This window comes from Allomuricauda sp. TY007, from assembly GCF_010468565.1.
In the GTDB taxonomy this organism is placed as follows: domain Bacteria; phylum Bacteroidota; class Bacteroidia; order Flavobacteriales; family Flavobacteriaceae; genus Flagellimonas.
This window is the reverse complement of the sequence record NZ_WUEG01000003.1, coordinates 182,293-203,169: the sequence shown is the minus strand read 5'-3', so window position 1 is coordinate 203,169 and position 20,877 is coordinate 182,293. Positions and strand designations below refer to the sequence as shown.

The following is a 20,877-nucleotide window of genomic DNA, read 5'->3' as shown; positions in this document are numbered from 1 at the left end:
CTATTTTAAAACCTCTGTATTATAGAAATTTGTGTAAGCCTCTTCTGCTTCTTGAAGCGAAACATAGGGCAAAACAGGTACGGAAAGATTGTCTATATGGCTTTTTAGGTCATCGGACAAATCCTCCGCGGCTAAAATAACGGCATCGGAATGATCTACGGCAACCTTTAACAAATTATTATACTCGGGATGGGACAGTGCGGAAATTTCTTCTTTGTCTATACCATCAAAAGCTATTTTATCTATCATGGCAGTATCGAGCTCTCCTTCAAAATCTTTACCATATACTGATGTTACAATTCTACTTTCGGAGAACAAAGGTTCATCTGCATAGTATTTTCTTAGGTAAAGCGGCACCAAGGAAGCCATCCAACCGTGCACATGGATGATATCTGGGGACCAGTTCAATTTTTTTACCGTTTCTACAACTCCTTTTGCAAAGAATATCGCGCGCTCGTCATTATCCGGAAACAAATTTCCATCAGCATCGGCAAATGTTGCCTTTCTTTTAAAATATTCGTCGTTGTCTATAAAATAGACTTGGATTCGCTCTTTTGGTATAGAAGCCACCTTTATGATCAAGGGCATATCCATGTCGTTGATCACCAGGTTCATCCCCGATAAACGTATTACCTCATGTAATTGATGCCTCCTTTCGTTAATGTTTCCGTACCTTGGCATAAAGATGCGGATTTGTCCACCGCTACTGTTCACCATTCTAGGTGCTTCGTACGACATTAAGGAAACAGGATTCTCTGGGAGGTAGGGAACTAATTCAGAAGATACAAACAATACCTTTTTACCATTCATAAACACTTTCTTTTGTTTATCCGAAAAACATAGCTGCAAAAGTACAAAAATTATGCTGATTAGCTGTATTTATAGTATTTTTGCACCCTTTTGTACCTGTATATGAAGATATTCGACCGTAAAAAAGAACTCAACGCCTTCACCTTGGAGCAGCGCAACAAAGACCGCACCATTGGTCTTGTACCCACTATGGGCGCGCTTCATACCGGTCATATCTCCTTGATAAAAAAAGCACTTTCGGAAAATGATTTGGTTGTTGTCAGCATTTTTGTGAACCCTACACAATTCGATAAAAAGGATGATTTGGATAAATATCCACGTACTTTTGAGCAGGATATTGAGCTTTTGAAACAGGTTTCGGACAATATTGTGGTGTTTGCTCCCACTGTTGATGAGATCTATGAAGGAAATGTTACTTCCGAGTCCTATGATTTTAATGGTTTGGACAAAGTAATGGAAGGCGAGTTCAGGGCAGGTCATTTTGACGGTGTAGGCACCATTGTGGAGCTTTTGCTCAGAACAGTAGCTCCCGACAAAGCCTATTTTGGCGAAAAAGACTTTCAACAATTGCAGATTATCCGAAAAATGGCAGAGATCAAAAAATTGCCATTTCAGATTATAGGTTGCCCCATTGAAAGAGAACCAAACGGTTTGGCCATGAGTTCCCGTAACGAGAGATTGTCAAAAAAAACCCGCGAACAAGCTGGTTTTATTCATGATACGCTACAAACTGCCAAAGCCGATTTTGGCACGAAAAGTGCAATAGTTATTGCGGATTGGGTAAAATCCGAGTTTGAGCAACACCCTTTGTTTGATCTAGAGTATTTTGAAATTGCCGACGAGAACACATTGACTCCGGCTTTAAAAATACAGGACAACCAAAAATATAGGGCGTTTATTGCCGTTTACGCAGACGGCGTTCGCTTAATTGATAATCTAAGATTGAATTGATAATTTTGCACCATGCAAGTAGAAGTCGTAAAATCTAAAATACACCGAGTAAAAGTTACCGGGGCAGACCTTAACTATATTGGAAGCATCACTATAGACGAAGACCTTATGGATGCCGCCAACATTATTAGGGGCGAAAAAGTGCAGATCGTGAACAACAACAACGGTGAGCGATTGGAAACCTACGCCATTCCCGGTCCAAGAAACTCCGGAGAGTTGACCCTGAACGGTGCCGCCGCCAGAAAAGTGGCCGTAGGAGATGTATTGATCCTGATTACCTACGCTTGGATGGATATCGAAGAGGCAAAAACATTTAATCCAGCATTGGTCTTCCCCAACGAGGAAACCAATCTACTCAAGTAAATTTTGGGAAAATCCCTAAAAAAATTCCTTAAGATATTTGTGCCCATTGCCGTTGGGTTGTTTTTGGTTTGGTACTCCTACAACTCTACCACACCGGAAGAACGAAAACAGATTATCCATTATATTTCCAATGCAAGCCCATTTTGGGTCACCATTTCCGTGATTATTGGGATTTTGAGCCATATTTCCAGAGCGGTTCGTTGGAAATACCTCTTGGAACCTATGGGCTACAAGCCCAAGACTGTCAACACCATATTTATTGTATTGATATCCTATTTTGCCAACTTGGGAATACCCCGTTCAGGTGAAATATTAAGGGCCACCGCACTCACCACTTACGAGAAGGTCCCTTTTGAAAAAGGGTTTGGAACCATAGTCACCGAGAGGGTCATCGACCTTTTGATGCTTCTGGCCATCATCATGATTACCTTGGTGCTACAAACTGATTTTATCCTCGGATTTCTCGAAGAACGAGGAGTGAACATCATCGGTGCCATCGGAATATTGCTTTTTGGTATTGTCGGACTCTTTTTGGGATCATACATCATCCGTAAATCCAAATCGCCCCTGGCATTAAAACTGAAAGGTTTCCTCAACGGATTGCAAGATGGCGTACTCAGCGTTTTCAAAATGAAGAACAAATGGCCGTTCATTTTCCACACCCTGTTTATCTGGGCCGCCTATTTTGGTATGTTCTGGGTCATAAAATATACCGTGGAAGAGACCATTCCTTTATCTCTAGGTGAATTACTGGTAGCCTTCGTAGCTGGTGCCTTTGCTATGTCCACTACCAATGGGGGAATAGGCCTGTATCCTATTGCCGTCAGTGCGGCCTTGGGCATTTACGGAATAAGCTCGGTTTCTGGAGATGCATTTGGGTGGATTATGTGGATCGCACAAACCTTAATGGTCGTAGTTTTTGGTACAATATCATTCATTGTATTACCGTTATTGAATAGAAATCGGTAAGCCCCAACCGCGTAAAACTTAACCAATGAAAAAATGTCTATTGCTATTGATAGGCTTCACCTGCTTGAACCTAGGTGCCCAAGTAAAAAAGGAGATTTTTGAATCCTTCAAACTACAAGAGCGCAGAGATGTATCCTATTATTTTCCTGAAGATTATACCGAAGAAAAAACATACCCGCTCATCGTGGTTTTGGATGCGGAATACCTGTTCGACCTTGTTGTGGCCAACGTAAAATTCCAAAGTAGGTTCGACCGTATGCCCGAAGCCATCGTAGTTGGCGTTCATCAATTACAAAACGACTTGAGATGGGAAGATTGTGCATACGAAGATGTATCGGGCCTGCCGACCGAGAAAGGTAAAATGTTCTACGAATTCTTGGGCACGGAACTGATTCCCTACCTAGAAACGAGTTACAATATTGCACCCTTCAAAATGTTTGTGGGGTACGATATCACCGCTAATTTTGGTAATTATTATTTGTTCAAAGAGCGTTCGCTTTTCAATTCATATATTAACATATCCCCAGTAATGGCTACCGAAATGGAAAGCAGGGTTCCTGCTCGTTTATCTGAACTGGACCAAGTGATTTTTTACAATCTGATTGTGGAAAAGCAGCCTACGGACGATAGACAGCGTATCCTTCAGATGAACACCAGCATCAACTCCATCACCAAAGAATCATTGCACTACTTTTTTGATGAATACGAAAATGCAGACCACACTTCCATTGCTGCTTATGGCATAAGCAAAGCTTTTGATAATGTGTTCAGCATCTACAGGCCTATCACACCAGCCGAATACAAATCAGACATTCTTACTTCTGAAGAACCTGTTTTCAATTATTTAGAGAATAGATACCAAACCATAGAAGACCTATTCGGGTTTGAGAAGCCAGTGGAACTCAACGATATTATGGCCATTTATGCCGCCTGTCTGAAAAAAGAAGACTACGAGTCACTGGAACCTTTGGCCGATCTTTGCAAAAAGGAATATCCCGATACCATGATGGGCTTTTACTTTGAAGCAGAATACTACGAGTTTATAGGAGAGCCCAAAAAAGCATTCAAAACATTCGAAAAAGCCTTCCAATTGGAAGAAATCGACTTTTTGACCAAGGATTTGGCCCTCGAAAAAATTGATGCCCTCAAAGCAGACTTCGGGTATTAGAGTTTTAAATGTTTAGATAATTGGAAAGCTCCGGCTAGGAACAGAGTTTAATTTATAGCTCCGTGGCTAGCGCGAGCGTCACGCTCGTGCCAAGTATGAGTTGTGCAGAAAAAAGTAAAAGAACAACAATAAAATAGATGAGCCGTAAACACAAGTTCCATAATCAGGAGGCAGTTTACTTTATAAGCTTTGCAACGGTGTATTGGATTGATGTGTTTACCAGACAGATTTATTTTAATGTTTTGGAACAAAGCATTAACTATTGCCGGGCAGAAAAGGGAATGGAAGTGTTTGCCTATTGTTTTATGCCCAGTCATGTACATTTGGTTTTCAGGTCAGCAGTGGGGGATCCATCCGGATTGATAAGGGATTTCAAAGGTTATACGTCCCGAAAATTGATACGGACAATTGCCGAAAACCCACAGGAAAGTCGAAAGGAATGGCTATTGGAAATGTTTGAAAGGGCAGGAAAGAAGAAAAGCAATGTGAAGCAGCACCAATTTTGGCAACAGCACAACAAACCAATAGAGCTATGGAGTGATAAGGTTATACAACAAAAGATAGACTACATACACAACAATCCCGTAGAAGCAGGTTTTGTGACAGATTCAGTGGATTGGAAATACAGCAGTGCAAGGAACTATGCCGAAGATGAAACAGTATTGAAAATAGATAATAATGGTTGGAGTTTAAAATAGAAGCTTAGTGAAGGCACAAGCATGATGCATGCGCCAACGAGAGGAGACTTCGGGTATTAGTATTTTTGATGGTCATTCGCTAGCGCGAGCCTCTAGGCTCGTGCCGTTGATGATGAGTAACAGTAAAAATGGGAGGCCATGGGCGTTTAGTTCGTGGCTTTTCATGTTAGGTCAAGGGTGTGGCAATGCTTTACTTATCTCCACTATATGGGTGTAGCGATGTTTTACAAGTATTTTGTGCTCTTTGTTTGGAGTGTGAATCATAAATTCCAAGAGTAGTTGCTCCGCATCCAATAATAGCTTACCATCCATCAACGGTCTTGGAAGGTGCAGCATATTACTTTGGTAAACAGTTGCTGTATTGGGTAAAATAAAACCAAAAGAAAATTGAAAGACCAGGTTGTCCAATACTTCCATCTGGGCCGATTCTGGTTGTTTTTGGTAATAAATACGAATCTTGCCATTTGGCTTGGTAAGCTCATGGAGCAATCTGTCGTTAAAAACAGAGTGGATTTCCAGAGAGGAAAATGTTAGCTCCAAAGTGGTAACCGTGGTTTGGTTTAGAAAATGCCTGATTTCCCCCAATACATGTATGTCGGCCATTGTCAAAAGGATTATAGAAGGGGTTTGCTGCAATTTCCTAAGCAATAATATAAAAAATAATTAAAATACCCCATCGTGGGTGTCTAATTTTTACCAAACAATAGTCAAATTGGCATGTGCTCAAAGAATACACAAAAGAAGATATGGAAGTGATGGGAGTTGTTGGTAAAAAAATCCGACAACTTCGTAAAGAGAGTGGAATGTCTCAATTCCAACTTTCGATTGAGGCAGACTTGACCAAAAATCAAATCGGAAGAATAGAGCGTGCCGAGAGGAATACCAGCCTTGTTACCCTTAACCGAATAGCCAAGGCCCTCAAGGTTCAGTTGCATGAGTTGTTCTTGTTTGGGGAGTAATCTTTTTACTTTTATGGTTGGAGTTTAAAATAGAAGCTTTAGTGGAGGCACAAGCATGATGCTTGCGCCAGCGAAGGGAAAGCTCCGGCTAGGAACAGAGTTTAATTTATAGCCTACCTTGATAACCAAAATTTATTTGGAAAGATTTCTTATTGCAAACTAATTATGTGCCATTCTTTTTCACTCGAATGGTATATGGTCAAGGTTTTAAACCCAATCGCTGCGTGTGCGGCCAAAGATCTATTGTTTTTTCCATCCACTTCGGTAACAATGGTATCAAAGCCCTCGGGCAATTTTTCTTTCATGGTTTGATACAACTTTCGGAAAACACCCTGTCCCCGATGGCTTTTGGCAACGCAAATTTGTCCCATCACCATGTAATTTCTCTTGCCTTTAAGAACTTTATCAATTTCAAGGAACATGGGGCGAAGCACCTCGATATCTTCGGCAAATTGGGGGTGCATGCACAGGGCGTAACCCACAACTTGACCTTCATCCACCGCAACGATGTGTCCGCACACATCGTTCATGGATTTTAGAAGGCCCAAGGTGTGTTCCACAGTCACAAAACCTTCTTTTGTGCTTTCCTCTTGACTTATATTTTTGGGTAAATTACGCTGCTGAAGGTCTAGAATCTGCTCTAGTTCTTTCAAAGATTCCGCTTGTTTGTAAACGACCATCTATTCCACTTTAAGCCACCCTTTGCGCTGTTCCAGCATCTTTTTGGACGGTTTTTTATCCTTGTTCTCCATCAAACTAAAAGAATAATCAGGGTTGGGTGTTAATACCAGTTCCGTAGATTTTTGCTCGCCATATCGGGTAAAGTTGACGGTTAAAATTTCACCTATCGTAAACTGTTTTAAGTAATCATCAAAAGATTGCTCTTCTGTGAAAGGTTTGTCATTGATGTTTAAAATTACATCCCCATTATCCAGACCAGCCTTGTATGCCGGACTCCCCATTTTTGTGTTTCTGAGAATCATATAGCCAGATTTATCCGCACTCATGGAAACATACGCACCAAAATAAGGAGAAGTTTCAGGTTGTTCCAACACAACCCCAACGGACTCCATAAGTTTTTTGTAGTCGGGCATTTCACTTTTGTAGATGTAATTATTGAAGAACTCGTCCCCAAAAGATTTGTCAGCGTATTCATTTAAGGCATCATGAAGGTTTTGGATGGTATAGGGAATTTCGGTTTTACCGTATTTTTTCCAGACGAGCTTCATAAAATCATCCAGGTTCAACCCTTTTTCACGAAGCGATAAATCTAAGGCCAGGCCCAAAACACTTCCGTAGGAATAGTAGGAAATGAACATATTTTCACGATTGACAGGGTCTACCGAGGTAGCCGCATCTACAAATGGAGCTTGGAAACTCATTTCAATTGGGTTGAAAAATTGTCGAGCTGGTGAGTTCCAAACATAATTGAAGGTTCCTGCCAATCCCCCTACGTAGTCTTTTGGGGTGGAAAGTCCCGCTCTACATAAAATCAAGCCAGTATAGTAACTGGTAAAACCTTCGGCAAACCAAAGCGCACCGCTCATATTGGCTTCTTCAAAATCAAAAGGTTCCAGAGTTTTCGGACGGATACGCTCCACATTCCACGCATGAAAAAATTCGTGGGATACCGTCCCGATATTACGTTCCATACCTCCATCGGCCAAGCTACGGGTACTGGTCAATATAGTAGAGTTGCGATGTTCCATACCATCACCAGAGGCATTGGGGATATAACAGGCAAGAAAGGTGTAATTCCCATAATCAAAATCAGGAAGTTCGTCGTAAACCTCTTTTTCCGCCAGCACTACCTTTTTCACCTTTTCAAAATATTCATCGGCTTCTGCTTCGGTTCCGTTGTGGTGCAGAGCAAGGTTGATCGTTTTTCCGTCCACCTCAAAAGATCGCAGCATGTAGTTGCTGATCTCCGTAGGGCTGTCCATAAAATAATAAAGGTTCGGGGCCGAATAGGTAGTGCCCGAGACCAAAGGAAGCTGCGTTGCCACTTTCCAATCCAAATCTTCACGGGCGTTAAAGGTCACTTCAATCTTGCGCTCGCTCAATTCAGGTGCAAACATGAAGGTTGCTGGAATATTTAGGTGGGCATGTGTTTCATCCACTTGCGAATAGGTGCCCCCACCACGGTTGGCAAACAAAATGTATTTGATGTTGATGGTGCCATCATGTCCGCTGACCTCCCAGGCGTAGGGGTTGGGACGGGTAACGGTCAAAGCGTTTCCTTTACTGTCCGTAGCCTCAAATCCGTAAACGTTTTTGGCGAATTCATGAAGTGCATAGCGTCCAGGGGAGGTCCTGCTCATCCGAAACTCCACGGTATCCGAAGTTAAGTCGGGAAAAGTAGCTTCAACAACTGCTTCGTGATGGACGGCATTGTCAAAGGAAATTTTGTAAGTATTCGTTTGGGCCGTCATCCATAATCCGGTAAATAGTGCTAGAAAAGAAAGGGTAAATTTCATTTTTAGAATAGGTTTAAGAGCAACTAAGATACTGTATAATCAGCGTAAGTACTACATTTGCGTTATAGGGAACTTTTTTCAGTAACTATTTGAAAATATCGACTATTTTAACAAGAAATTGAGCGATTGCGGTTATATCTGTACGTCTTCAATGCAAAAAAAATTCAAGCGTATTGCAAACGCTCAAAAAATATATGGAAGCATGAAAACCGAATTTCATACGTTGGGGACATTTGAGTTTCCTGCAGACGCTGTGGTTATCAAAGGCAAATTGGAAGCGGAGGGCATCCCTGTTTTTTTGAGGGATGAAGCTACTATCAATTCGGACCCTTTGATCAGCGCAGCTTTGGGAGGTGTAAAGCTTCAGGTGTATTCAACCGATAAGGAACGGGCCAAGGAAATTTTTGATGAAGTCCGCAATTACGCCACCGACAATTTTGGCAATCCTGTTGTCTGCCCGAACTGTAAAGCGACGAAATCCGAAATTTATTATTCTCGGAGCACCGTCTTCTATAAACTGTTTCCTTTCTTTGAGCCCAGAAAGTATCAATGCATGCAGTGCAATTTTATTACCAGACCCATTAGATGAAACTATTTATAACCGGGACCTCAACAGAAGTAGGAAAAAGTTCGCATCGGCCATTGTGGAGGAATTGTTACAGGTGGATTATTGAAAAACAACAGCAGAAAAAAATTGAAATAGACATCATTTTCAGTGGTGATGAACACCCTACAACCGAGGAAGTCATCCTGATAAAAACAAAGGTTGCCTTTTTGGGGAGGATCAACGAAGAGCCTCGCTTTGATAAGGTGGTAATTCTGGAATATGCGACCAAGTTTCAGCATGCTCTTCTTCATTTTTAATCAATACAAGGCAGCTTGTCCGATTATCAATAGTATATAAAACCTTTTGCCCTTTTAATTCTTCCTTATGAAGAATATAATACCCCTTTTCTTTATAGGATGAGGTTTTTTTAGGGATTTGATTTCCCAAAAGTTCCAAATAGGCTCCTGTTGTATAAAATTTTCCAATTTCGTGATGACCGAAGAAGCCTAACTCTGAAAACAGATAAATAGGAGAGTCTTTTGTTATTCCCAAAATGTTTTTAGCATGTTTTTTGAAGGAGGATGAAGAGCTTTTCTGTTGCTTTAATGGGTAAACAGTAAGTGAGAATACTAATTTAAACATTACAATTCCCATTAATCCAAAGACTAACCTGTTCCACATGTTATATGTTTTTAGTTGCAATAGGAATAAGATTAACCCACCAAACCCAAAGAGAATACCAAAGAAAGTCACTCCTTTTACCGTATCCAAATGATCAATAAAAGGGAGAATAAAACAACTTACACCAAGTAACAATGATATGGCGGACAAGACGCCAAAGAGTAATTTCGTTTTCCATCCTTTTTTATGTTTCTCTATCAAAAAGGCAAAGGTTAAGATACTGATAAGCATGGGATAAAACATATAAGTGTATCGTGCTTTAGCTCCTGGCGACAACCAGTAAATGATAAAGTTTGAAAAGAAAATCGAGATCAAGAAGATTATATAAGGGTTTTCCTTGATTTTCAAAATGACTGATTTTTTGAACAAAAAGGGAATAAGTAAGGTGGCAGGAAAAAGGTTCCCAAGCATATTTAATGGAAACCATAAAAAGTGGGAGAGAAAGGCATTGTTTTGTTCGTCCAAGAATGATTTGTTTCGTGTAATTCTCCACATTCCCTCCATGTATGCATAAACATCATCATACTGCCCATAAACATAAAAGAATACTGCAATGCCTCCCAAACAAAGAAATATGGAGAGAAAATGCACAGGGAGAAACAGTTTTTTATAATCTTTCTTATAAATAAAGAACACCAACAGGGATATACCCAAAAAAACCAAAGAGACGACACCTTTAGTCAAAAAACCCAAAAAGCAGAAAAAGTAGGCGTACAGATATAGGGAAACAAACTTCTTTTGTTCATAAAAGTGATAAATTCCCATAATGCTTGCCAAGATGAGCAAGGAAAAAAAGATGTCGATTTCAGCCGTGTTGGAAAAGAAAAAATAGAGGTCTATGGAAACCATGTATAAAAAGGCCGAAACAGTACCGAATACATGTCCTACATATTTTTTGCCTATAAAATAGACCAGAATACCAGTCAAGAGCAATGATAATGCAGAGGGAAACCTAAATGCAAATTCGGTATCGGTTCCAAATAACCAGGAACTCCCTGCCAAAATTATATTCCATAAGGGAGGATGGTCGTAAAACACATCATTGAAAAGTGTGGTCACCACAAAATTTTTATTGGACAGCATCTCCATGGCGATTATGGATCGCCTGGGCTCTTCATTGTAAAAAGGAGCGACCCCTAAATTGAGAAAGAGGGAGACAACATAAAGTATAAGAAAGGATAAGGATATAATTGTGAAAAAGGTTCCCTTATTGAGAAGGGAAAACAGGTTCTTGACCATCGCAGCATATAAGATTTGGTATTAGACAACTCCAAAATTGGATGGGTAACCTGTCTGGTAAAAAGTAATGGGGCAATAAATATGCTGCGGGCAACCAAGGTAACCCATATCTTCAACGGAAAAACTTCAGATATATTATTTGGAAGTATTAAAGGGAAGTAGGTTTTTATAACCGTTGATAGATAAGGCCACGACCAACAGTTGCCCTTAATTTATAATGCTTTTCAAGATAAGCATCAATATAGGTGTTGTATTCCACCAATTTTTTATCAAAAATTTTCTTGCCCTCCCTAGCTACCAAGACTTTGGGCCGGACAACCTCCATGATGTATTTTAATTCTTCAATACCGGTTTTTCTCGGATTATCCATGTACGGAAATAACTCTTCACGGGTAATATTGCTCGGGTGCGTAGCGGCTTTGGTAGGCGGATTTACTCCCAGTACCCAATACCCAATGTGGTATTCAGTAAAAAAAATGTTCTTTGTTTCAAGCTCATGTTCCTCAATATATCTTGGAACATCAATGCCCTCTCCATTATAAAAAGACGCTTTTTGTACCTTATTTGAAATGATGTTGGCATATTCCAGATAAGATTCCATGGGGATTAAAATCAGTAAGGCAATAATCAAAGGCCGATACTTTTTAGTGATAAGGGGCAGTTTGGCCACAGCCATTGCCAAGGGAATCAAAATAAAAGGATACAACTGGATTAAATAATGCCCGTTCACTTTGCCTGCCTGTATGTAAGAGATTAAAATCCCGACCACAACAACAGTCAACAATTGCAATTTTTTTGACTTCCAATCAATTAATTTAAAATAATAGCCTGACCCTAAAAGTATGGCTATAGTCCCAACATAAGGCAATGTTTTCCAAGGAGAATGAAATTTACCTTCAGAATAGGCCAAGGGAGCTTCGACAATGGATTTCCACCAAATTTGGGTATCTCCTTGAAGGTAATATGGAATTGCCGTGCATGAAATGGTCACAAAAAAACCTGCGCCCATAAACACCAGATTTTTAATGTTTTTCCATGGATGGTTTTCATAAAATCCTTCCCACAAAAAGTAAAGTCCCAAACAGAAAACGGGATAGGCCATGTTCAACTTCGTCATCACGGACAGGCCCAACAACAGCCCTGAGGTAAAGAACCATTTCGCATCGGTTTTATGAACCAAAATATATAGGGCTGCCACAAAAAAGAAGGTGCAAATGTGTTCGGACATTACCCCCTGCAGGCTCCCGAAGAGACTTTGGAAAAACAGACAAAAGATAGCGGTCCAGAACGCCACTTTTTTTGTAGTGATTTTGATGGCGATACCATAGGTGAACAAAGCTGTTATAGCAACCATGACCGAACCAAAAAGCCGGATGGCAAAAAAACTTTTTCCAAATAGTTTTATGATGATGGCAAAATAAAGGAAAGTAATAGGCGGTTTTAGGTCCCAAAGCTGAGTGTAGGGCAAATGTCCGTTCACCCAAGACTGTCCCATTAGTATAAAAGTACTTTCATCGCGATCCACATAATCCCTAAAAAAGAAAGGAAAACGGATAAAGACAGCGACTATGACCAAAACAAAGAGGGCCGTTTTCCAGTCCAAATCTTGATACCTCGGAGAACGTAATTTTTTAAGCACGGCGGTATTCAGCTTTTTGGTCGTTGATTATCATAGTTGCAATATAGATAAATTTGAATGGTTAAACAGCCAACAATTTTAGGTACGCTTGTTTTAACTTTTCCATTACGATTTTAAGTTCTTCCTCGTTTAAATGCCCATAACCAAAACGTATGGCGCAGGTATTTTTATTTTGATAGAGAATTGTTTTTGGCAAAAATAAATCTAGTTTTTCAGCTTCTTCGGCAAGTTTTACTAGTGATATGGGGGTTCTAAATTGTAACCACATAGCAAGCCCTCCAGAGGGTATTTGCCAATCAAGGATATTGGCAAAGTGTTGATTTAATAAAGTGCATAAAGCATCTCTACGTTGTTTGTAGGTAACAATATTTTTTTTCTTGAGCCGGTATATTTCGCCTTCGGATATCAATTCAGAAAGCATTTGTTCCTGTATTAAATCACCCTGGGTATCCAATAATTGCAAGTAATTATTGGCTTCGGTAATAACCTGTTCCGGCGCCACGACAAAGCCTGTGTGAAAACTCGGAAATAATGACTGTCCCAGTTTACCCAAATAAATAATATTTCCATTGGCATCTGCACTTGCCATGGGCAACATGGAAGACCCTTCAAACTGAAAATCATGGTCATAATCGTCCTCAATTATGGCAAAACCATGGATTTTGGCCAATTCCAATAATTGTAGTCTTCTTTTGGTGCTTAATGTTGTGGTTGTAGGATAGTCCCGATTGGAGCAAACATAGATACACCGAATGTTCCCGTGTATAAAATGCTTTTTTATATAACCAATATCCAATCCCCCATCATCTACTGGAACTGTTTTTATCTTTGCCCCAGCTTGTTGAAATATCATGTTGGCCACATAATTGCTTAGTTGTCCAACCAACACCAAATCCCCCGGATTTATCAATACCTGCGAAACTATATACAGACTCATTTCCGTACTTCGGGTATTCAACAAATTGAGTGGTTTTATATGGAAGCCCCTAGTGACATTTAGATAGTTGCAAAGTTGTGTGCTAAAAATTGAAGGCACCAAGGCACTGGTTTTATTCCATTTGTTGATTAACGGCTTTCGTTTCATTGCAGCGCTATACCATCTGGAAAACTGGTGCACGGGATGTAATCTTAAATCGGGCTTACCATCATTTATGGAATATTTGGCAGTGCTTTCCTCTTTGGTAGATGCTAGATTAAAGGATTGTTGAAATGGGAACCCTGGACTTTTTGGGTACTCGTATGCCTGATTGATGTGATGCGTATTTGCCTTGATTTTTACCTCGGAACCTTCAGGAACCACCACAAAAGTTCCTTTATTGGGAATAATGTTTACCCATCCTTGAGAGGCCAATTCATCGTAGATGGCCACGGCCGTATTGCGATGAACGTTCAATAACTTACTTAAAGCCCGTGTTCCAGGTAACTTACTGCCTTTTTCCAAATAACCACGTTGAATGGCGTTCATGATTTGTTGTGCCACCTGCACGTATGCAGGTTGTACAATAGACTTGTCTATGGATACTAGCTGGACCAACAAATCAAAAACCGGACTATTCATTGTTTTAAAACTGGACTAGTTTAATCGTCCGGAAAGTTAGGACTTTTGCAGCATTAATTTTAAGAACTTACGTTGATAATGAAGAAATCAATTTTATCTTTTACGATTTTAATAGCCGTTGCTTTTCAAGTACAAGCACAACAAGACGATGCTGTTAAAGTAGATTCGTTAAGCGAAGTTGTTGTGACCGCAAACCGAATTAATCTTCCTTTCAAGGAAAATTCAAGAACCATCAATATCATCACTTCCAATGATATTAAAAATAGTGCCGCTGTTAATGTGACGGATTTGCTACAACAAGTTGCGGGTGTGGATATAAGAAGACGCGGTACCGGTGGTAGCCAAGCAGACCTGTATATAAGAGGAGGTGGTTTTGACCAAACCTTATTATTAATAGATGGCGTTAAAATGGACGATGCGCAAACGGGCCACCATACCATGAACGCAGCTTTGCCATTAGAGGTCATAGAAAGAATAGAAATTATAAAAGGTCCGGCAGCTCGGGTTTTTGGGCAAAACGCCTTTGCTGGCGCTATTAACATTATTACCAAGAAGAATCTGGATAACTCTGTTTCCCTAAACGTGGAAGCGGGTTCCTTTGGACAGTTAAACGGAAGCGCAACTGCGGGGGTAGATAAGGAAAACTCGACTCATATCATACATGTGGGAAGGATGACATCTGAAGGGTATAGAAATAACTCAGATTACGATAATGGCAATTACTTTTTAAAAAGCATTTTCAATAAAAATGCACAACCTATTGTAATGACAGCTACTTTCATGGAGCGCAATTTTGGAGCTGAGAACTTTTACACCACCAATCCCACATTTCATGAATACGAAGAAACCCAAAACAGCCTTTTGGCGTTTTCTACCACCTTTAAGAAAAACAAGCTAAAAATACAGCCAAGAATCTATTGGAAACGTAATCAAGATTTATTTCTATTAAGAAGAAATGAACCAAGTTTTTACCGGAACATGCATATTTCCAACAAGATCGGGGTAGAAACCAATGCGTCTTATGCCTCTAAATTGGGAATCACGGGCTTTGGGGTAGAGTTTTCTAAAATCTACCTTAGGAGCAACAACTTGGGCAATCGAAACCGTTTCATGTCCAATGTGTTTTTAGAACATCGTTTTAGCATTGCGGACAACAAACTGGACATTACTCCCGGCATAGCATTGACCTATTTTTCAGATTTTAAGTTTCGTGCTTTTCCAGGATTGGATATAGGTTATAGCCTTACCAATAGTTTTAAAGTATATGGTAATATTGGTTATACCTACCGCATACCAACGTATACAGATATGTTCTACAACGACCCGGTTACAACTGGTAACGAAAATTTGGAACCGGAAGAAGCTTTTGCCCAAGAATTGGGCTTAAAGTACACCTCTCCTAAATTTAATGCCAGCGTTGCCGTTTTTAATAGAGATGCAGACAATCTAATAGATTTTATTAGAAACGATGTTTCTGAAGATGTATTTGTGGCAACAAATATTACTGAGGTAAACACCAAAGGCTTGGAGTTGGACGCTGCTTATAATTTTAAATTTAAGGACTATACCCAAACATTAAGTGTTGGCTATGCGTTTTTGGATGACAATATTTTAGATCAGAATGAAGAATTGTCACGTTACTCTTTAAATACGCTCAAGCACCAATACACCACACGATTAAGTACGCAATTGTTCAAAAATGTACGTCAAAATATAATTTACAAGTATGCAGAACGAACTACGGGACAAACATATAATGTTTGGGATGCATCATTGGCTGTTAAGGTGCAACAAGCCGAGTTTACCATTACCGCAAATAATATTTTCGATGCGGATTACATAGAATCTGGCTTTATACCTATGCCGCCGAGCAATGTTCTATTTGGTTTGCGATACAGTTTTAAATAGGGCGGAACGAAGCTGCCAAAGAAAAAGGCAAATAGGTGCCTAAGAGTAGTTTTCGGAACTATATAAAAACGTTTTATTAATTTAGTGGTTTCAAATTCCTTGAAATTTTGAAGCTGAACCTTGAACAGATACCTCGGGAGAAGACCCTTTCCAAGAAAGAGTTCATCCAAAAATATTTCAAGCCCCAAAAGCCTGTCGTAATTGAGTGCTTTATTGAGGATTGGCCGGCGTATTCCAAATGGAGCTTGGACTATGTTAAAGAGGTAGCAGGAGATAAGGAGGTTCCTTTGTATGATGATCGCCCAGTAAAACATGACGAGGGTTTTAACGAACCACACGCCAAAATGAAGCTGGCCGATTATGTGGATTTACTAAAAAGCGGCCCCACAAAATACCGTATTTTCCTTTGGAATATATTAAAAGAAGTTCCGGAACTCCAGAAAGATTTCAAGTATCCAGATTTCGGATTACGGCTCATGAAAGGATTGCCCATGCTCTTTTTTGGCGGACAGGATTCCCATACTTTTATGCACTACGACATTGATTTGGCCAATATTTTCCATTTTCATTTTGAAGGAAAAAAACAATGTATCCTATTCTCGCAGGACGAGACCAAATTCTTGTACAAGATTCCGCATTCGCTGATTACACGTGAAGATATTGACTTTGCAGACCCTGATTTGGATAAGTGGCCCGCATTGCAATATGCTAAAGGGCATATTGCACACTTGGAGCACGGGAATGTTTTGTACATACCCGAAGGGTATTGGCACCACATGAAATACATTACCCCTGGTTTTTCCATGAGTCTGAGGGCGATTGCACGAAAGCCTAAAAATCTTGGTAAGGCAGTTTACAACATTTTTGTGATGCGACATTTTGATAACCTGATGCGTAGACTTAAAGGCCAAGAATGGATTGATTGGAAAAATGAAAAGGCAGTGGAGCGCACACAAAAACTATTGGTGCAGGATTAATCTATTTGATGAGTTCGTTCGCTTTTTCATAGACCAAATGGCTTTCCCAACCTCGGTATAGGAGATAGTCGGCCAATTTTTTCTTTTTTTTGAAAGGATTGGTCTCCTTGATCTGTCCTAACCGTTTTTTGGCCAATTCATCAAACGTTTTTAGGTAATCTTCATTTTGGATTTCTGCCAATGCACTTTTAATGTTGTAAGCGGAGATATCACGGAATTTTAACTCTCTGATGATTCTGTTCGTTCCCCATTTTTTAATACTGAATTTGCCTCGAGCAAACGCTTTGGCGAATCGCTCTTCGTTGAGGTAGTTCTCTTGGATGAGGTGTCCCAGTATTTGGTCTATCGCTTCGGGAATCATGTTCATATACTTCAGTTTTTCCACAACCTCTTTGTGGCAACGCTCTTGATAGGCACAGTAACGCTCCATCTTTTTGGTTGCTTCGGTAAGGGTGTAGCTTTTGGTATGATTCATATTCCAAATGTACATAAAACAAAAAAGCGACCCCATTTCTGGAGTCGCTTCTTATTACGGTCGTATTGTTTTGCCGTCTTTGTCCTTAAAACGATATTCAAGGTACTTATAGGCATCCCTGGGTTGAATTTTAACCCATTTTTTATAGGTTTTGAACCACTTGGAGCGGATAGAAGGGAATCCTTTGGTAAGATAGGCTGCAATAAACGGGTGTATATTCAATACAATTCCGTTGTTTTTGCGTCCTGGCTTCAGGATTCGCTCCAAATCTGCCTGGATTTTGTCGATCAAGACAATGGGAGCTTCTACTTCTGCACCCGATACGTTCGGGTTCTCCTCGCTGGTTTTGATATTCATTTCCGGACGTACCCTTTGCCTTGTAATTTGTACAAGACCGAATTTACTGGGTGGCAAAATCTTGTGTTTTGCTCTGTCGTCCTTCATTTCATCCCTAAGATGGTCAAACAATTTTCGTCTGTGGTCACCTTTGGTCATATCAATAAAATCAATAACAATAATTCCGCCCATGTCGCGCAAACGTAACTGTCTTGCAATTTCGGTTGCGGCCAAAAGGTTTACTTCCAAGGCGGTATCCTCTTGATTTTTGGCCTTGTTGGAGCGATTGCCACTGTTTACATCTATTACGTGTAACGCTTCGGTATGCTCAATAACAAGGTAAGCCCCGCGGCTCATGGATGCTGTTCGGCCAAAAGAGGTCTTTATTTGACGCTCTATCCCAAATTTTTCAAAAATTGGGGCCGGACCGGTGTACAACTTTACAATGGATTCTTTTTCTGGTGCAATTTCATGCAAATAATCCTTGATTTGGTTGTAGAGTGTTTCTTCATCAACATGTATTCCTGTAAAGGAATCGTTGAAGACATCCCTAAGGATGGATGACGCCCTGTTCAGTTCCACCAAAACTTTTGATGGATGCGACGCCCGCTGCAATTTCTTGCACATGTTTGTCCATTTGGAAAACAAGTTTTGAAGATCTTTATCCAGTTCTGCAACCTTTTTGCCTTCTGCTACGGTACGTATAATTACTCCAAATCCTTTGGGCTTAATGCTTTTTACAAGTCTGATAAGTCTGTCCTTTTCCTCTTTGCTCGCTATTTTTTGGGATACCGAGACTCTATCGGAAAAAGGTACCATGACCAAAAATCGACCGGCTATGGAAAGCTCGGAGCTTATTCTTGGTCCCTTTGTTGATATGGGTTCTTTTACTATTTGTACCAGTAGTGACTGATTGGCTTTTAGCACATCGTTGATGCTGCCATTCTTGTCAATGTCTTTTTCAAATGGAAAATTTTTCAGGGAATAATCTTTGAGTTTCCCTGTTCTAGCTTGTTTAATGAATTTTAACATGGAAGACAGTTGCGGGCCCAGGTCATGGTAGTGCAGGAACGCATCTTTTTCATAACCTACATTAACAAATGCTGCATTTAGGCCTGTAACGGGTTTTCTGATCTTGGCTAGGAAGATATCCCCTACGGAAAAGTTATTGTTGTCTTCTTCTTTGTGTAATTCTACTAATTTTCCATCCTTTAATAAGGCAAAATCGACTGCATCTGGCGTAGATCTTACTATTAATTCTCTATTCACCTGAATCGATTTTTATTTACCCCACATGAATTTTGGGATAAATGATTAAACAATATATAGTATCGGTTATTTTTCGAACCGATTGAAATTCGTTTCTTGAATCTCTATGTCAAAGAACGTGATAGGGTAAAACGAAAAAGTAGTTGAAACAACTACTTTTTCTTGTGTCGGTTAGCTCTTCTGCGCTTCTTACGCTTGTGCGTGGCTACCTTATGTCTTTTTCTTTTCTTTCCACTCGGCATATGCTCTTGCTTTAGTGTTGTTAATTATATTATTTTACTTGTACGTTTGTCTTTACGCCTTCCACAAAAACTTTGGCTGGCTTAAATGCAGGAATATTGTGTGCAGGAATTTTAATGGTAGTGTTCTTAGAGATATTTCTACCTGTTTTTTCCGCTCTGGTCTTGATGATAAAACTACCAAAACCTCTTAAATAAACATTATCACCATTTTCCAAGGATGATTTTACCTCTTCCATAAAGGATTCAACTGTCGCTTGCACATCTCCTTTTTCAATACCTAGTTTTTCTGAGATCCTAGTTACAATATCTGCTTTCGTCATTACTTCTTATTAATTTTCTAATTTTTTTCGGCTTGCAAATATAAACATTAAAATTAATCTTTCCCTTTAACCCTTTAATTTTAAGTATATAAACTGATACATTTGAGCTTTATTACTTTATCTAATGACTTTTGCCCATAAAATCCTGAATTGGTACCACGAACACCAGCGTGAGCTTCCCTGGAGACAAACGCGTGATCCTTACAAAGTTTGGCTGTCGGAAATTATTCTCCAACAGACTCGCGTTGCTCAGGGAATGCCTTATTATTACAGGTTTGTGGAAGCTTTTCCTACGATTCATGATCTCGCCAATGCACCAGAGGAACAGGTGTTGAAACTCTGGCAGGGACTGGGATACTACTCACGCGCCCGTAATTTGCACACAACGGCCAAAATGGTGGTGGAAGATTTTGAGGGGGAGTTTCCCGATACATATAATGGATTAAAATCATTGAAAGGAGTGGGGGACTATACGGCAAGTGCCATCGCATCTTTCTGTTTTGATATTGCCGAACCGGTGGTAGATGGCAATGTTTATCGTGTGCTGTCCAGATATTTTGGAGTGGATTTACCTATTAATAGCACACAGGGCATCAAATATTTTAAGGAACTAGCCCGTGGGGTGATGGATGAAAGGAATATACGAGATTATAATCAGGGGATAATGGAATTTGGCGCGGTGCAATGCGTACCCAAAAAACCGTATTGCTTGTTGTGCCCGCTCCAAGAAAGCTGTGTGGCGCTCCAAGAGAACAAAGTGGACCAACTTCCTGTAAAATTGAACAAGACCAAGGTGCGGAACCGTTACTTTAATTATATAGTATTGCTGGATGATGATGGCAAGACCATTTTGGAACAAAGAACAGGAAAAGGCATTTGGCAGAATTTATATCAATTTCCATTGATTGAGTCCGAGAAAATGCTTCAGGCCGAAGAATTGAGGCCCTTGATCAAGAAAAAAGATATTGTTCCCGAAACGGCGTCCATATCATTATATAATAATGAACCCATTGTGCACAAACTGTCACACCAACATTTATACACACAATTTTGGATCCTAAAAACTTCTGATATATTAGAAGAAGGAACACCATGGAAAGAAATCGGTGGTTTTCCCGTACCAGTTTTGATAGCAGATTTTATCAAGACATTGAAAATTTAGTACTTTTGATGAACTGGTCTTGAGTTGTTGGATTCAAGCGAAAATGTAAAGTTTTGTGCCCATTTGAAGACTTTTTTGAGTTGCATAGCCGTGCTACGGAAAGATAAAAAGGTAAAAAATGGATGCAAA

Annotated in this window: 20 protein-coding genes; 10 read left to right on the top strand and 10 right to left on the bottom strand. The window is 39.9% G+C overall.

What is annotated here, in order from left to right:
- A complete protein-coding gene (locus tag GO009_RS04315; protein ID WP_163624983.1) occupies nucleotides 1–810 on the bottom strand; it encodes a glycogen/starch synthase in 810 nt (269 codons plus the stop codon).
- A gap of 102 nt (nucleotides 811–912) precedes the next feature.
- Between GO009_RS04315 and panC the strand changes: the two genes are divergently transcribed.
- The 5 genes from panC to GO009_RS04290 all read left to right on the top strand — a co-directional run bounded on the left by panC (nucleotide 913) and on the right by GO009_RS04290 (nucleotide 4,959).
- Complete coding sequence (gene panC / locus GO009_RS04310) at nucleotides 913–1,761, top strand: pantoate--beta-alanine ligase (protein ID WP_163624982.1); 849 nt, start codon at nucleotides 913–915, stop codon at nucleotides 1,759–1,761.
- Nucleotides 1,762–1,773: 12 nt separating this feature from the next.
- The gene (gene panD / locus GO009_RS04305; RefSeq protein ID WP_127137328.1) at nucleotides 1,774–2,124 is read left to right on the top strand and encodes an aspartate 1-decarboxylase; all 351 of its coding nucleotides are present in this window, start codon (nucleotides 1,774–1,776) and stop codon (nucleotides 2,122–2,124) included.
- A gap of 3 nt (nucleotides 2,125–2,127) precedes the next feature.
- Nucleotides 2,128–3,093 carry a lysylphosphatidylglycerol synthase transmembrane domain-containing protein gene (locus GO009_RS04300; protein WP_163624981.1) on the top strand — a complete coding sequence of 322 codons (966 nt, stop codon included), beginning with the start codon at nucleotides 2,128–2,130 and terminating at the stop codon, nucleotides 3,091–3,093.
- A gap of 25 nt (nucleotides 3,094–3,118) precedes the next feature.
- Entirely contained in the window at nucleotides 3,119–4,261 is a 1,143-nt protein-coding gene (locus GO009_RS04295) for an alpha/beta hydrolase (protein WP_163624980.1), read from the top strand.
- Between the two features lie 137 nt (nucleotides 4,262–4,398).
- Nucleotides 4,399–4,959, top strand: coding sequence for a transposase (locus GO009_RS04290; RefSeq protein ID WP_163624979.1), 561 nt, complete (start codon nucleotides 4,399–4,401; stop codon nucleotides 4,957–4,959).
- 171 nt (nucleotides 4,960–5,130) lie between these two features.
- Here GO009_RS04290 and GO009_RS04285 read toward each other — a convergent pair whose 3' ends face one another.
- The gene (locus GO009_RS04285; protein ID WP_163624978.1) at nucleotides 5,131–5,562 is read right to left on the bottom strand and encodes a hypothetical protein; all 432 of its coding nucleotides are present in this window, start codon (nucleotides 5,560–5,562) and stop codon (nucleotides 5,131–5,133) included.
- A 116-nt stretch (nucleotides 5,563–5,678) separates the two neighbouring features.
- Here GO009_RS04285 and GO009_RS04280 point away from each other — a divergent pair, with 116 nt between their 5' ends.
- Nucleotides 5,679–5,918: a helix-turn-helix domain-containing protein gene (locus tag GO009_RS04280; protein WP_293165782.1), complete on the top strand. Its 240-nt coding sequence runs from the start codon at nucleotides 5,679–5,681 to the stop codon at nucleotides 5,916–5,918.
- Nucleotides 5,919–6,067: 149 nt separating this feature from the next.
- Here GO009_RS04280 and GO009_RS04275 read toward each other — a convergent pair whose 3' ends face one another.
- Nucleotides 6,068–6,571 (bottom strand): GNAT family N-acetyltransferase, encoded by a 504-nt coding sequence (locus tag GO009_RS04275; protein WP_239057382.1) that lies wholly within the window; start codon nucleotides 6,569–6,571, stop codon nucleotides 6,068–6,070.
- A gap of 27 nt (nucleotides 6,572–6,598) precedes the next feature.
- Entirely contained in the window at nucleotides 6,599–8,395 is a 1,797-nt protein-coding gene (locus GO009_RS04270) for a M61 family metallopeptidase (protein ID WP_163624976.1), read from the bottom strand.
- Between the two features lie 202 nt (nucleotides 8,396–8,597).
- Between GO009_RS04270 and GO009_RS04265 the strand changes: the two genes are divergently transcribed.
- A complete protein-coding gene (locus GO009_RS04265; protein ID WP_163624975.1) occupies nucleotides 8,598–8,984 on the top strand; it encodes a DUF2007 domain-containing protein in 387 nt (128 codons plus the stop codon).
- 195 nt (nucleotides 8,985–9,179) lie between these two features.
- Here the strand turns inward: GO009_RS04265 and GO009_RS17600 are convergent, their stop codons facing one another.
- The 3 genes from GO009_RS17600 to GO009_RS04250 all read right to left on the bottom strand — a co-directional run bounded on the left by GO009_RS17600 (nucleotide 9,180) and on the right by GO009_RS04250 (nucleotide 14,059).
- Nucleotides 9,180–10,706: a glycosyltransferase family 39 protein gene (locus GO009_RS17600; protein WP_262886992.1), complete on the bottom strand. Its 1,527-nt coding sequence runs from the start codon at nucleotides 10,704–10,706 to the stop codon at nucleotides 9,180–9,182.
- Nucleotides 10,707–11,028: 322 nt separating this feature from the next.
- The gene (locus GO009_RS04255) at nucleotides 11,029–12,501 is read right to left on the bottom strand and encodes a glycosyltransferase family 39 protein (RefSeq protein ID WP_313790199.1); all 1,473 of its coding nucleotides are present in this window, start codon (nucleotides 12,499–12,501) and stop codon (nucleotides 11,029–11,031) included.
- Between the two features lie 61 nt (nucleotides 12,502–12,562).
- Complete coding sequence (locus GO009_RS04250; protein WP_163624973.1) at nucleotides 12,563–14,059, bottom strand: PLP-dependent aminotransferase family protein; 1,497 nt, start codon at nucleotides 14,057–14,059, stop codon at nucleotides 12,563–12,565.
- Between the two features lie 78 nt (nucleotides 14,060–14,137).
- On the opposite strand from GO009_RS04250, the gene GO009_RS04245 reads away from it, so the two are divergent.
- Together GO009_RS04245 and GO009_RS04240 are read left to right on the top strand one after the other, a co-directional pair.
- A complete protein-coding gene (locus GO009_RS04245; RefSeq protein ID WP_163624972.1) occupies nucleotides 14,138–15,967 on the top strand; it encodes a TonB-dependent siderophore receptor in 1,830 nt (609 codons plus the stop codon).
- Between the two features lie 107 nt (nucleotides 15,968–16,074).
- Complete coding sequence (locus tag GO009_RS04240) at nucleotides 16,075–16,944, top strand: cupin-like domain-containing protein (protein ID WP_163624971.1); 870 nt, start codon at nucleotides 16,075–16,077, stop codon at nucleotides 16,942–16,944.
- A gap of 1 nt (nucleotide 16,945) precedes the next feature.
- Here GO009_RS04240 and GO009_RS04235 read toward each other — a convergent pair whose 3' ends face one another.
- The 3 genes from GO009_RS04235 to GO009_RS04225 all read right to left on the bottom strand — a co-directional run bounded on the left by GO009_RS04235 (nucleotide 16,946) and on the right by GO009_RS04225 (nucleotide 19,586).
- Nucleotides 16,946–17,419 (bottom strand): regulatory protein RecX, encoded by a 474-nt coding sequence (locus tag GO009_RS04235; protein WP_163624970.1) that lies wholly within the window; start codon nucleotides 17,417–17,419, stop codon nucleotides 16,946–16,948.
- A 54-nt stretch (nucleotides 17,420–17,473) separates the two neighbouring features.
- Nucleotides 17,474–19,024, bottom strand: a complete 1,551-nt coding sequence (locus GO009_RS04230) for a ribonuclease E/G (RefSeq protein WP_163624969.1) — start codon at nucleotides 19,022–19,024, stop codon at nucleotides 17,474–17,476.
- A gap of 271 nt (nucleotides 19,025–19,295) precedes the next feature.
- Nucleotides 19,296–19,586 (bottom strand): HU family DNA-binding protein, encoded by a 291-nt coding sequence (locus tag GO009_RS04225; protein ID WP_014032385.1) that lies wholly within the window; start codon nucleotides 19,584–19,586, stop codon nucleotides 19,296–19,298.
- Nucleotides 19,587–19,710: 124 nt separating this feature from the next.
- Here GO009_RS04225 and mutY point away from each other — a divergent pair, with 124 nt between their 5' ends.
- The gene (gene mutY / locus GO009_RS04220) at nucleotides 19,711–20,748 is read left to right on the top strand and encodes an A/G-specific adenine glycosylase (RefSeq protein ID WP_163624968.1); all 1,038 of its coding nucleotides are present in this window, start codon (nucleotides 19,711–19,713) and stop codon (nucleotides 20,746–20,748) included.
- The last annotated feature ends 129 nt before the right edge of the window (nucleotides 20,749–20,877 follow it).